At 45.1% G+C, this 12,339-nt stretch carries 14 protein-coding genes; 6 read left to right on the top strand and 8 right to left on the bottom strand.

Features of this window, described 5'->3' with window-relative positions:
- Positions 1 to 8: 8 nt before the first annotated feature.
- Positions 9 to 776 (top strand): IclR family transcriptional regulator, encoded by a 768-nt coding sequence (locus ST37_RS02695; RefSeq protein WP_084883594.1) that lies wholly within the window; start codon positions 9 to 11, stop codon positions 774 to 776.
- A 436-nt stretch (positions 777 to 1,212) separates the two neighbouring features.
- Here ST37_RS02695 and ST37_RS02690 read toward each other — a convergent pair whose 3' ends face one another.
- Positions 1,213 to 1,458, bottom strand: coding sequence for a hypothetical protein (locus tag ST37_RS02690; RefSeq protein WP_143698111.1), 246 nt, complete (start codon positions 1,456 to 1,458; stop codon positions 1,213 to 1,215).
- A gap of 543 nt (positions 1,459 to 2,001) precedes the next feature.
- Between ST37_RS02690 and ST37_RS02685 the strand changes: the two genes are divergently transcribed.
- Positions 2,002 to 2,409 carry a hypothetical protein gene (locus tag ST37_RS02685; protein WP_084883590.1) on the top strand — a complete coding sequence of 136 codons (408 nt, stop codon included), beginning with the start codon at positions 2,002 to 2,004 and terminating at the stop codon, positions 2,407 to 2,409.
- Between the two features lie 151 nt (positions 2,410 to 2,560).
- On the top strand, positions 2,561 to 3,562 hold the full coding sequence (locus ST37_RS02680) for a S66 peptidase family protein (RefSeq protein WP_084883587.1): 1,002 nt from the start codon (positions 2,561 to 2,563) through the stop codon (positions 3,560 to 3,562).
- A 73-nt stretch (positions 3,563 to 3,635) separates the two neighbouring features.
- Here the strand turns inward: ST37_RS02680 and ST37_RS02675 are convergent, their stop codons facing one another.
- Complete coding sequence (locus ST37_RS02675; RefSeq protein ID WP_084883585.1) at positions 3,636 to 4,169, bottom strand: dihydrofolate reductase family protein; 534 nt, start codon at positions 4,167 to 4,169, stop codon at positions 3,636 to 3,638.
- Between the two features lie 99 nt (positions 4,170 to 4,268).
- Between ST37_RS02675 and ST37_RS02670 the strand changes: the two genes are divergently transcribed.
- The gene (locus tag ST37_RS02670) at positions 4,269 to 4,838 is read left to right on the top strand and encodes a TetR/AcrR family transcriptional regulator (protein ID WP_084883583.1); all 570 of its coding nucleotides are present in this window, start codon (positions 4,269 to 4,271) and stop codon (positions 4,836 to 4,838) included.
- A gap of 182 nt (positions 4,839 to 5,020) precedes the next feature.
- Here ST37_RS02670 and ST37_RS02665 read toward each other — a convergent pair whose 3' ends face one another.
- The 5 genes from ST37_RS02665 to ST37_RS02645 form a co-directional block, all read right to left on the bottom strand.
- The gene (locus ST37_RS02665; RefSeq protein WP_084883581.1) at positions 5,021 to 5,254 is read right to left on the bottom strand and encodes a hypothetical protein; all 234 of its coding nucleotides are present in this window, start codon (positions 5,252 to 5,254) and stop codon (positions 5,021 to 5,023) included.
- A 75-nt stretch (positions 5,255 to 5,329) separates the two neighbouring features.
- Positions 5,330 to 5,611, bottom strand: coding sequence for a hypothetical protein (locus ST37_RS02660; RefSeq protein ID WP_242426203.1), 282 nt, complete (start codon positions 5,609 to 5,611; stop codon positions 5,330 to 5,332).
- A gap of 47 nt (positions 5,612 to 5,658) precedes the next feature.
- Positions 5,659 to 5,904 carry a hypothetical protein gene (locus ST37_RS02655; RefSeq protein ID WP_143698110.1) on the bottom strand — a complete coding sequence of 82 codons (246 nt, stop codon included), beginning with the start codon at positions 5,902 to 5,904 and terminating at the stop codon, positions 5,659 to 5,661.
- Positions 5,905 to 6,022: 118 nt separating this feature from the next.
- Positions 6,023 to 7,363, bottom strand: coding sequence for an anaerobic sulfatase maturase (locus ST37_RS02650; protein ID WP_084883575.1), 1,341 nt, complete (start codon positions 7,361 to 7,363; stop codon positions 6,023 to 6,025).
- A gap of 79 nt (positions 7,364 to 7,442) precedes the next feature.
- Positions 7,443 to 7,850 (bottom strand): FKBP-type peptidyl-prolyl cis-trans isomerase N-terminal domain-containing protein, encoded by a 408-nt coding sequence (locus ST37_RS02645; protein WP_084883573.1) that lies wholly within the window; start codon positions 7,848 to 7,850, stop codon positions 7,443 to 7,445.
- A gap of 375 nt (positions 7,851 to 8,225) precedes the next feature.
- Here ST37_RS02645 and ST37_RS02640 point away from each other — a divergent pair, with 375 nt between their 5' ends.
- Complete coding sequence (locus ST37_RS02640) at positions 8,226 to 8,969, top strand: hypothetical protein (RefSeq protein WP_084883571.1); 744 nt, start codon at positions 8,226 to 8,228, stop codon at positions 8,967 to 8,969.
- 408 nt (positions 8,970 to 9,377) lie between these two features.
- Positions 9,378 to 11,087, top strand: a complete 1,710-nt coding sequence (locus tag ST37_RS02635) for a sulfatase-like hydrolase/transferase (RefSeq protein WP_084883569.1) — start codon at positions 9,378 to 9,380, stop codon at positions 11,085 to 11,087.
- Between the two features lie 131 nt (positions 11,088 to 11,218).
- On the opposite strand, the gene ST37_RS02630 is transcribed toward ST37_RS02635, so the two are convergent.
- The gene (locus tag ST37_RS02630) at positions 11,219 to 11,959 is read right to left on the bottom strand and encodes a sulfite exporter TauE/SafE family protein (RefSeq protein ID WP_084883567.1); all 741 of its coding nucleotides are present in this window, start codon (positions 11,957 to 11,959) and stop codon (positions 11,219 to 11,221) included.
- Positions 11,960 to 12,339: the final 380 nt, after the last annotated feature.

Below are 12,339 nucleotides of genomic sequence, written 5' to 3'. Positions count from 1 at the left end.
GAGAGTACTTGGAAAAAGCAGTTAGGCAAGAGTATAACGCTCCTGCGCTAGAGAAAGGACTAGATATACTAGAACTACTTGCCAGTTCTGCACAGCCTTTGTCCAAAAAGCAAATCGCTGAACTGGTGGGTAGAAGCGTTGGGGAGATTTTCCGAGTACTGTCAGTATTGTCTCGTCGTGGGTATGTAACCTTTGATGAATATACTGGTAAGTATTTGTTTTCAATGCAAATGTTTACAGTAGCAAATCAATACCCACCTCAAGCACAACTGCTTAATGTTGCTAAGCCTTTGATGAAAACGTTGAGTGAAAAGGTGAATCAATCTTGTCATATATCTTGGTATGACAGTCAAGACCTAGTGGTTATCGGACGAGAAGAGAGCCCATATAAAATGGGCTTTAGCTTAAAGATTGGTGCAAAACTCGATGTTTGCTCGTCGGGGTCGGGAATCGTATTGCTTAGCTTTTGTGACCCTATCGACAAGCCCACCATACTCAAGCAAAGTGGTGCAACACAGAGTGAAATCGATCAAGCCAGTATTCTTATCGAACCTACTCAAAAACAAGGTTACTACATAGGGCCCAGTCCGCAGATATCCGGCATCACTAACATAAGTGTTCCAATCTTTACTGCGGATCGATTTTTGGCGGCGCTGACAGTTCCTTATGTAACCTTAGATTCCGATGCTGTGCATCATGCAGTGTACAGCATTGAGACGACAAAGAACCTTCTTGTAGAGTTGTGTCAGTCCATTACGACCAAACTGACACCATAATGTTGGGTCGTGGTAGTTGTTGAAAGACGCTAATTTTTTTTTCAGGCGGTATAACCCTTCAACATAGTAGTAGTCACCATAGATCAACGAACAATCGATACCGAGTCCTTTAGGGTAGTTAAAGGTACCGCCAACTAAAATACCTTGTTGGCTATCGTCATTATACGTTTCGTAGTTCTGATGAAGGCTCATTAATATATCGTTAGTAGCGAGTAAGTAACGCTCACGCAGTCCCCCGGAGGGTACTAATTCAGATAGCATTACAAGCTCACTTGCGGCGCAAGTACTAGCAAAGGTATCTCTTAGCGTTTAGGGGGGGGTATTATGGCTCTGAAACCCCAATAAGGCACCGAGTCCTCACCGAGGAGGGCATTGAATAAGTTAACCGTTTTCATTGCAGCGTCTAGAGAGTGTTGTTTTTTGGTGTACTGATAGTTTAATGCAAACCGTCAACCGCCCATGTTGCTCGAAGGCTCCATGCGGACTTTGGGTTGTATCCTTGGCCGCCATGATATTGCTTAACCTCGCCCGCGTAACAATCGAACTCAAACAGATGTCTTACAGAGACGTCTTCACGTATAAACTCTTTAAGTATAGTGTCGGCGTGGGCTATTGCGATTGACTTAAATGGTGGGGTGTCTAACTGTCCAACGGCCCAAAATTGAATAGGTAAGTTCATCATACTGTCGATGATACTTAGCCCCTTCGGGTCTGCGCTATGGCATCTTTTTGTTCGAAGCAGTGAGAAAACGACAGTTGATATTAAAGCGGCTTGCAAGATAACTGGCTGGCCGCTCGTAAAGCGTGCATTCTTGATTGCTTATTACCCAATAATTGGTAGTGTTTGATAAACGTGAGTCGCCTCATAAACCTGACATCATGATGACAATTAAAAAATTAATCTAACGGATCATTTGTGGTGATGTCACGCTCTTTGGCGATCTCTTTGAAGGTTGAAAAGGGTATAGCTTTGCAATCTCGATATCGCTTATTTCACGATCAATAGGACACCTTTATAACGGTTGTTGTTAGAGCATGTCGCTTGTATCAATCATTGCTTCGGCTTTATTGAGCTGGAGACAGCGTCACAATGACTGCATGACATATGTCGAAACAATACTTTTGCGTTAACCCGTAGAGCGTACCGACAATTGGAATCTTCTATTGCGGTGGTTTAGTATTGAGCGATACCATAAGCACTCATTATTTCAGTAAAGATTGGATTATGTCTGACGAAAAACTCGCTCTTGAATGGATGCGCCAGCAAGCGCATAAAATTGATCCTTATGTTGTAGACCCTTCTTTTGAAGAGTGTGTCGAGCTGATTGATCCTGCATTCAAAAAAGGTAAAAGTATTGCTCAGTTACGATTCTTGCTGGGAGAAGCCGATCGCCGCGCCGGAGCAGCTGAGCGTAAGCACGCCGCGTTAAAGTTTGCGAAAGAGAAAAGCCCAAACGCAGGACAAATACTGCGTCTGCAAAGTAAACTGCAGCAGGTTCAATTGGCGTTAAAACTCGCAACCGGTGATAACAATATGACGATCTCGCAGTTTTGTTCGGAGTACGATGTGAGCAAACGAGATGGCAACACCGCGTGGAATGAGAAATTGGTTCAACAGAATCGAAAGCGCTAGTCGTTCAATGGTTTCATAGCGGGTGACATTATGGCCAACAACGTGAAATAACCTCTTGATAATTAAACAGAGTTAAGAGATTGTACGGGGATGACATTTCACGAAAAATACCCAGTAAATCTAGTGTATCCAGTCAAAAGGAATCAACTGAGTGATCTATCCCAAGGCATTAAAACAAGGCGACAAGATTGGTTATTTTTCACCGTCTTCTCCCGTGACCAGTTTTGCCCCCAATCGATTTGAACGCGCCAAATCCTATTTAGCTTCTCATGGTTTTGAGCTGGTTGCAGGCTCACTGACTGGATGCTCCGACTACTATCGTTCGGGGTCCATTCAGCAGCGTGCAGACGAGCTCAATCAACTGATTCGCGATCCTAGCGTCCGCTGTATTATGTCCACAATCGGCGGCTACAACAGTAATTCGCTCCTTCCCTACATCGATTATCAAGCTCTCAAAGCGGATCCTAAGATCATTATTGGATATTCCGATGCGACAGCGCTACTGTTAGGCATAGTCGCAAAAACGGATATAGTGACGTTTTATGGCCCTGCGCTGGTGGCGTCTTTTGGTGAACTGCCACCGCTGGTTGACGAGACATTTGCTTCCTTTCGCGACATCTTATGTGGGTTGTCGTCCTCGCATCAATACACTATGCCAGCGGTGTGGACCGATGTGATGCATGACTGGGAGACTCAAGACGCCGCAAAACCTACGTTCGATAATCAATGGCAATACATTGGTAGCGGCAAGGTTAGTGGCCGAATTATTGGGGGCAACCTCAATACCATGTCGGGGATATGGGGCAGTGAGTATATGCCTAAGATAGAAGCTGGCGATATAGTGTTGCTGGAAGATTCACTTATGGGTATTGAATCGGTTGAGCGCTCCTTTGCGCACCTTTTCGCGTGTGGCGTTTTTGATAAGGTAGGGGCCATTGTGTTAGGCAAGCATGAGTTGTTTAACGACAAAGGGACCGGTCGCTCGCCACTGGATGTTCTTATGGAAGTGCTTAGTGGTAAAGCCGTTCCTATTTTGAATGGCTTCGACAGTTGCCATACGCACCCAATGTTAGTTACACCATTGGGTGTGAGCGCAACCATTGATTTTGATGAAAAATCGTTCGCGCTGGATGGTCGTTGGCTTGCTGAATAAGGGCAAGTTGAGCCATTGATTTAACGGGTGGTAAGACACCCGTTTATCTGTAGAAATGCGCTTCGATAGTGGCTTATCGACTACGCAGATAGGTTGTTTGAACCAGCTGATCCAGCACGACTTTACTTTTACTCACAGTGAAATTCAACGGGTTGTCCAAGTCGCCAAACAATGGCGCACCACCTCCAAGCAACATTGGAAAACGTGTGATCACCATTTCGTCGATGAGGTCGAGTTTCAGGAAGCTTTGAATTGTTTTCCCACCATCAATGTAAAGATCGTTGAAGCCCTTCGCATTTAGATCCGCCACCACGTCTTTTAGGTCGCCATTTACTAACGTGACCTTATCTTCATAGCCCATTGGCAATTCAGTCATGGTGTTACTTAACACAAACACAGGTTTTGAGTACGGCCACTCTCCTCCAAATCCCAACACCACGTCTAAGGTGTTACGTCCCATGACTAATCCATCAATACGTTCCATCAAAGAAAAGAAGCCAGTGTCGACATGATCGGGGTTCGGCACTGATTCAAGCCAATCCAACCCTCCGTTTTTGTCGGCAATGAATCCGTCTAAGCTTGTTGCAATAAATACGATGTTCGCCATGTAAACCTCACTAAAGGATGACTTGCTTGAGTCATGGTTTGGGATAGGGTAAAATTAATTCTACAGTGTAGATTTAATGGAGTTTAGCGAGAAGACTTTATGGCTGTCAATGAGAAAAAACGCGGTAGACCGCGCGCGCAGCAAACACAACTTAGTGCTGACGTTGTTTTAGGTATGGCAAAGTCTTTGATGAAAAGCGAAGGACAAGTGCCCAGCATTCGTTTGCTAGCAAAAGAGCTCAATGTCGACCCTATGGCGATTTACCACTACTTCAAGAATAAAAATGCCTTGCTAGAATCCCTCACCTCTTCGTTGGTGGAAGAGATATATCAGCCAAGCCAGAATGCAGATTGGCAGCACGAGCTATTACAATTATCGGTCAGCTATATTGAGCTTCTTCGGGAGTATCGCGGGCTGTTGGCTATTGTGCTAAGTATGAAATCGGGCAGTCCGGCGCACGTTTTTACCCGTCGTTATCTTGCACTCATCAGGCCGCTTGAATTATCAGAAAGAATTGAAAAGGACTGTTTGGATTTGCTTGCCGATTATCTACATGGTTTTGCTTTTTCAATCAGTTGCTGTGAAGACCAGACATTGATTAAAACGGACATGATTAAAGGACCAATGTCGCTGATTGTCGCGTCGCTTGAGGCTTCTAAGTCGAAATGATAGCCGTAAACTGGCCAAGAACACCCAAGACAACATTGTTTCTTGCCATGGGTGTTAATGGGGGGGATTGAAACGACAAAGTGTAACTACTCAGCCAGTTTGAGTGTTGCTGGGTGGAACAGCTCTTCTATTGTGAGTTCGCGCTCTGACAGACCTTGCTCATACGAATAACGGAATAAGGTCTATAAGGTTTTGGTGTTATTGTCATCAAAGCCATAGCTAAAGAAGTTATCGCCCATTAACGCGCGCGCCGACTCAAGCTCTTGGACATACCAAGGCATCATGTCTGCCGCCCAACCGATCTGGTTCATTTGCCCATACGCGATTTGTGTGGCTTCGACATAAGCGTTATAGACAGCTTCTGCTAACCATGGGTGCTCTTCCAGTAATTCTGTTTTAATGGCGACTGCGTGCATAATTGGAAATACATCGGTCTTTTGGTAGTACTTTTTCTCTGCGGTGCGCGAATCGTTATATAGGCGTGCGACTTTTTAGTGTCCTTGCACATAAGCTTCGGGCTCTGCTGCATGGAATAAAGCGTCTACCTCACCGCTGACTAAAAATTCTGACTCGTCTTTATCTGCCGAGCCTGTGCGAACCACAACGCCGTTTGGCATGTGCGCTTCTTGAGCTGATACCGCGCCTGTTACTCCTTTAGATGAATCTACATCGGAGGCAACCCAGTTAACGTCTTGTGGAGATATGTTGTATTCGTCTTGCAGCATACCGCGTATATAGGTGAGAGAGGTGGACGAGTATCCAGGTGTTCTGATGGTTTTGCCTCTTAGATCTTCAGGCTTTTCGATGCCCGAGTCGCTGTTTATAAAGATGCTCTTATGTCTAAGGTTTGATCGCCATTGAGGACATCGTTATACATTTCACCGATGCCCATTTTTTTACAATGGAGATCAACACCTTCAATCTCAACTTGACCGTTTAGGATGGGTTTGAGCCTTGGAAATTCGTATCCAGAAATGGTGAGTTGTAGATTTTCGTCTGAGGTGGGGTTAGCAAATGCGGTTGTAGAAAAGATAGCTAGGCTTAAAAGCGAGAGTGCCTTTTTCATTAGAAAGTTCACTTATGCATGGAATCACTCATGGCATACTCCTTTATTATGGGTGATTCGATTTAAACTGATCTTTAGACTCAGCAATTTCCATTGTCGCCGACTCTAAAGATAGGAATTAGTATTGAGTATTAAACATGTAGCGTGGGTTTGAGCCCAACAGGCTTGCTATTTTGTCATCGCTATAGCGGCCAAATTTCACCGGGTAGCCATAGCTGCGGGCGATGTGTGCCATGCGCTTATCGATGTGTGCAAAGTACTTTTTCCAGCCTGCACACAAGTAATTTTGGTTCGGTTCGCCGTCGGCGTTTTTGATAAATCGATTTTTTGGGCATTCGCCGTAACAAGCAAATACATACTCGCAGCGTTGGCAAGCGCTGGTGAGTGATTCAATTTTGGCGTAGCCAAAGTCTTGTTGCTGCTGCCCGTACGACACCTCTTCGAGATTGTCGTGATAAATATTGCCGACTTTGTGCTCCGGATACACATAGTGGTCACAGGTATAGAGGTCACCGTTAGGCTCCATCGCCAACCCTTTGCCACAAACTGGGTTTAAGGTACACAATTGACTGCGCTCGCCAATCCACGAGGCCAGGTTTGCTTCAAAATATTGAACAAACACGCTACCAATATCACTTTTTTCCCACTCGTCAAAAACCGCGATCAAAAAGTTGCCCCAGCCTAGGTCTGAAACACAAAATGACTCAACTACTGAGTTTTTGTGACCAGGAATAAGACGCTTGTCACCTTGCTTAATTTGGTTTTTGGCCTGCCAAGACTCTGTATCACTTTGCGGTGCATCGGTACGGAAGGTCTTCTGCTCGACAATAGGGATAAATTGAATCTGTGTTGATTTAACAACGTCGCGTAAGAAGCGGTACACCTCAACAGGGTTTTTGCTGGTCAGGTTGTTTACGCACGTCAAAGTCGCGAATGTGACGTTGTGCTTGTGGATCAGAACCACGGCTTTCATGACTTGTCTAAAGGTGCCGCGTCCAGCGCGGTTAGTGCGGTGGGCATTGTGCAAAAGCTCGGGACCATCAATGCTAAGGCCCACTAAAAAATCGTGCTCCGCCAAAAAAGCGCACCACTCATCGTTTAGTAAGATGCCGTTGGTTTGAAGATCGTTTTTTATAACTACGCCGTCGGGTTGATATTTCTTCTGCAGTTCAACAACAGTTTTAAAGTACTCAAGCCCCAGTAGCGTGGGCTCGCCGCCTTGCCATGAAAAAATGATTTCTGGTGCGTTGTGCGATTCGATATATAGCTTGATGTAAGTTTCTAAGGCTTCACCTTCAATTTTTGGTGTACAGCCTGGTTTGTATTCAAGAAAATCTTGTTTACTTAGGTAGTAGCAATAGGTGCAATCAATGTTGCACGCTGCCCCTACAGGTTTAGCCATAATGTGGGTGCGCTTGGTGGGTTTACCATTGAAAGTGGAGCTGTCTTGTACGGTCATTGTCTGTTACCTATGTCATCGTGTGTGTACACAATCGCTGAAAACTGTGGTTTTTAAATTCGAGTGGTTTGCAGGGCTATTAGCCTTGTTGATCGCTCGTGTTGCTGTTGCTTAGCTCTTTGCGAGCGGCCGCTTGCGCCATATCTTCTTGTAGCGCCTCTAAAATCTCGGTAGCAGCAGCAGGAGTGATTTGTGAAGTGCGCTTAAAGGCGTCTTCAATGCCCTGCAACACAAAATCAGGATCCAGTTCGATGCCTAGTTGCTGTGGGTGCTCTAAGTTCTGTGATAAGCGAGAGGCGAAGGTTGAACCCAGTGCGTAGGCTTGCTGCTCAAGGCGGTTGGAAGGAACCAGTATCGAGTCAGCCTCGTTATTTTCTACTATCGCTGTGGCGTCGGACTTATTATTTACCTGAACATCGTCGCCTTGGCATCCAATAAGTAAAAGTGCAGAAGCGCTTATAAGAAATGCCTTAATTGTGTCGGTCATGGTTATCTCCAATTACTCGTTCGTTTGTGCCAAGAAGTATTAATTTCGGTCACTATAAATGAATAGATAACTGAGGTGAATAGGTTGTTTCTTGTTCGCAGTTAATTGAACGGAAATCAAAGAAAAACACTTAAAAAAATGAAATAAATTGAGATTAAAATTACTTGTTATCAATGGTTTATATGTATTGTATTGATTCATAAATGAGGGTGAGGTGATACATTAAGTTGACCGTATTGATCGTGGTGTCGTTTCTCATTGACTATTTAAATACGCTAGGGGAGTTATGTAAGTCGGTTGCGTTAGATAATGGATTTCAATTCAGCACAAATACATTTCCCTGAATAAATCTGTTTTAAATACCGAGAATGAATTGTGAAAAAATCTACTATCGCTTTAGCAAGCTTAATAGCCTTTGTGCCTATTATTTCCCATGCTGATGTTGCCAATACTGAAGAGACCGAACTGGCGGACATGTCGGATCCGTTAGCGGTTTATAATCGTGCGGGAGCAGGCGTGACCAATAACGGAATTAACCTTAAGTTTGGCATAGAATATGCGACTCCAGACTCCAATAACCAAGCTATGCATGTGCTCGAAATAAAGGGAATAGCGGGTGAAGCGCTTGGATGGAGTGACCATGACACCCGAGACGACTCAATAGACTCCATTCGCTACCGCAATTTCCAACTCGATAAGCAAAAAAACTGCGGTACTCAAATAGATATGGATTGGGACTTCGACAGTGATATGGGCAGCGCCTCTTACAGTTTTTTACAAGGAACGCCTAAATACGGCGCGTTTCAATTTTATCCTTTAGCTGGTGCAGGTTTTACGGTGTCGGATGAGAAAGAGGATGGCATTGGCATTCCTGGCGGCTTTGCCTTGGTGGGTGTGTATACCAAAGTGACGCTTACCGATACCATCTGGCTAAACTACAACCCAATGTATAAAGCAGGTGTCGGTGGGCAGCTCAGTGATTGGAGCCAGCTGGATCATGAAATTACCGCCTCCTATAGACTTAACCCACGCCAAAATGTTCGCTTTTACGCCAATTGGGATAATGAGACTGACTTTAAGAAAGGCGACTTTAAACTCGAGTTTAATCATCAATTCTAATCATCTGTAAAAGTACATCTTTAGCCTAACATGGCCACGATTGATCGCATCTAACTGATTAATCGTGGCCATTTTTTGTACTTAACCTAAATGCCATTGAACAAACCCACTGTATTTGGTGTGAAACATAATTGAAAGTGAGGTTTCAAAGCAACTTAGCCTAATTGATTGAAATTGGCTCTCGGTAGAAGATAGGCCTCGCACGGAATGCAGTCCTACTCAAACAGAGATGGACAAAGCAGTCAGCAATACAATGGATTCTTTTCCTTAGGATAGGCACTAGGAACTCATTGGCCGAGTGGTCTCACTGCGGCACCTGACAAAACCATTAACCTATTTGTTATGCATCATGGCGGGCGATTCAGTATTACGGCTCGACGACAAACGCATAACTAAAGAGGCGATACTGTGTTAAAACTCAATAAATCTATCGTAGCGGCATCCATCGCTACAGCGACCCTTGGTGCATCAGCGGTTCACGCTAATGAAATCATCCATGATGCTGAGCACTACATCTTACACGCACAAAGTGGCGAACGCTGGGCTGTTGAAGACAAAGATCTCGACGCAAAATTGGCCGAATTAGAAGCACGCTTTGGCACTAAGCCAAACATCATCCACTACATGTGGGATGACACACCAATTGGTGATGTAGGTATTCCAGAAATTCAAAAGGTACGTGGCTACGAAACGCCGGTACTAAACCAAATGGCGCGCGATGGCGCTAACTTCATGCGCATGTACACCGAGCCTTCGTGTACTCCAACTCGCGCCGCAGCGCTGACGGGTCGTTATGCGGTTCGTAATGGTATGTATACAGTTGGTTTCCCATACGAGTACGGCGGTCTACCTCGCTCAGAAGTGACCATCGCTGAGATCCTTAGCGAAGCGGGCTACAAAACGGCATTCCACGGCAAAGCTCACCAAGGTGATACCGAAGGCGGTAACATGAATGAGCAAGGCTTTGACGAAGCATTCTGGACGCCATACAACCAAGTTCCGAGCCTATATAACGCTCGTGGACAGCATGGCGCACTAGCGAAAGGTGTATTGCTTCCTGAAATGTTCCCTGAAGACCCATACGACATGGATCCAAACTGGCGACCAAACGGCTTTGTTTACGCGTTAGAAGGTAACAAAAATGGTCCAGTAACAGAGTGGGGCGAGCCTACGGAAGATTTCTACTACAACATCGACCGCGAAGCGACCGATCGTACATTGGACTTCATTGAGCGCAGTGTTGAAGAAGGCAAGCCATTTTATGTGGCACATTGGCCAACTATGGCATCGTTCCTAAACATCCATCCATCGGATGAGTTCCGCACCACCAATGGTTCTATCTTGGCAGAAGGCTTAACTCGCATCGATGAAATGCTTGGCGAAATCCAAGAAAAAGTGGTTGAGCTAGGTATTGAAGAAAACACCCTGATCATCGCTATGGCAGATAACGGCCCTATGGTGTCTGGTGGTCCAGTTGGCATGAACGAAACCTTATACACGGGTGGTAAAGGTATGTACACAGAGGGCGCGGTTCGCGTTCCTATGTTTGCTACTTGGCCTGGAATGATTGAAGAAGGTTCAGTACCGGGTGATATCCTTCACGTAACAGACTTGTTCACTACATTCGCACGCTTAGGCGGAGCAATGGACCACGTACCTACAGACCGTATTATCGACGGTGTTGACCAAACGTCTCTGTTTATCAATGGTGATACTTTCAGCCGTCGTGACTACGTTTACATCTACACAGGTGATGAGCTAGGCGCCATTGTTAAAGGCCGCTACAAGCACCACGTTGCTGGCGCACAAAAAGGTCTATCAGGCGCAGAGTACTACGACCTGTATGCGGATCCACGTGAGCGCGTTGGTATGATGCTACCAATGTTCCCTGCTAAAGGTATGTTCACTACCATGAAGACGCGTCACCTTATGATGATCGACGCCTTCCCGAATATTGAACAAGAGCGTGCAATGCCGTTCCTAACGGTTGAGAACCCTCGTGAAGAAGTCGAGCGTGCAAGTCAGCTTCGTGTTGATGAAGAGACGTTCCCAATTGATATTCGTGAGCACCTTAAGAACGTGAAAGGCTACGAGAACATCCAAGAAGATTGGAACTAATCTTAGCTGACACTGGAATTAAGTCCTAAATAGAAAGCCCTCACAGTCTAACTGTGAGGGTTTTTTGCTGTTTATCAGTCCAGATTATGCGTGGGTTTTACCATATATGCCGTTCGCTATGACACAAATAATCAAAAACTGACATTTTTTAACACAAGCGCGATACCCATGAACAATAAGAAACCATGAACGATCTTGTGGTAGTCGATTTTGTATTTCTGCATAAAGTGATACGCAATCATACCGCCTGCCAGTCCCACTATAAATGCAGGCATTGCAGACATCACATAGTCGAGCACTTCTGCAGTAATTAACCCCTCATTGTAAAACCCAATGTTGGCACCGATCATTTGCAACATGAAGAAAAACGCGAGCGTTGATTTAATTTCGTCGGCTGACCATGGCTGCATAGAGGTGTAAGCAATAACCGGCGGACCTGATTCACCAACACTGGCGCCCAGTAACCCCGAAGTAAACCCTGCACCTACAGTAACTGGGACAGATGTTTTTTGAAACAAAGGCTTAGTAGATCGAAGTGAGTGAATACTAGAAGCAATCAACACCAAGCCCATGGTGATCAAAATGTAATGAGAAGGAAGACTTGCCAGTAACTTCGCGCCCATAAAAGAGGCGGGAATTGAGCCTGCAAATAGAATTAAGCCGACTTTTCGCTGAATAGAGTGACGCATTTTCCATACGATAGGGAAGGTAACAATCCAGCCAAATATACCGGCGATAGGCACAGCTGTTTGCGCACCAACTAACAGTGAAAGTAAAGGTACCGACACCAACGCCGAGCCAAACCCGGTAAGACCTTGGGTAAATCCGGCCAATGCGATGATCATCGAAATGAGTATAAGGGTTGTATCCATCTTCCGTCCTAAAAAGCGCTGAGTTGCCCTGTAAATTTATGGACACTATAGGCTTCATACAGTTAATTACCATTACACGTGTCACATTGTGTCAATTTTTGTTGATTTACTTTCGCATTGTGACATTTCTCCCAGACGCAATTCAACGGCTCTATATAATGGGCTTTACAATACAAAGCCCTAACTGCACCCAACGGGTTGTAGACAAAAAATACAATAACGAGTCGACCTTAACGTGGGCTTGTTGAGTGAGACGTTAAGCGATTAAAAGACCCCAATGGGCTACCAAAGAAGTGCCATGATATTAAGGGGAGTGCGGTTGAACTGCCGCACTGAAGCGCGTCCACCTACCGAATTAGATTGAGTATTTTAAGAGGAAA

The sequence above is a fragment of the Vibrio sp. qd031 genome, from assembly GCF_002100145.1.
Classification (GTDB): Bacteria; Pseudomonadota; Gammaproteobacteria; order Enterobacterales; family Vibrionaceae; genus Vibrio.
Note: the sequence above shows the minus strand (reverse complement) of the source record. Positions and strands in the feature narration are given on the sequence as shown.

Excerpts from the sequence above, each read along its gene's own strand:
- ST37_RS02690 (WP_143698111.1), bottom strand. The coding sequence starts at position 1,458 with ATGATGAACTTACCTATTCAATTTTGGGCCGTTGGACAGTTAGACACC.
- ST37_RS02685 (WP_084883590.1), top strand. The coding sequence starts at position 2,002 with ATGTCTGACGAAAAACTCGCTCTTGAATGGATGCGCCAGCAAGCGCAT.
- ST37_RS02675 (WP_084883585.1), bottom strand. The coding sequence starts at position 4,169 with ATGGCGAACATCGTATTTATTGCAACAAGCTTAGACGGATTCATTGCC.
- ST37_RS02670 (WP_084883583.1), top strand. The coding sequence starts at position 4,269 with ATGGCTGTCAATGAGAAAAAACGCGGTAGACCGCGCGCGCAGCAAACA.
- ST37_RS02665 (WP_084883581.1), bottom strand. The coding sequence starts at position 5,254 with ATGCACGCAGTCGCCATTAAAACAGAATTACTGGAAGAGCACCCATGG.
- ST37_RS02655 (WP_143698110.1), bottom strand. The coding sequence starts at position 5,904 with ATGAAAAAGGCACTCTCGCTTTTAAGCCTAGCTATCTTTTCTACAACC.
- ST37_RS02650 (WP_084883575.1), bottom strand. The coding sequence starts at position 7,363 with ATGACCGTACAAGACAGCTCCACTTTCAATGGTAAACCCACCAAGCGC.
- ST37_RS02645 (WP_084883573.1), bottom strand. The coding sequence starts at position 7,850 with ATGACCGACACAATTAAGGCATTTCTTATAAGCGCTTCTGCACTTTTA.
- ST37_RS02630 (WP_084883567.1), bottom strand. The coding sequence starts at position 11,959 with ATGGATACAACCCTTATACTCATTTCGATGATCATCGCATTGGCCGGA.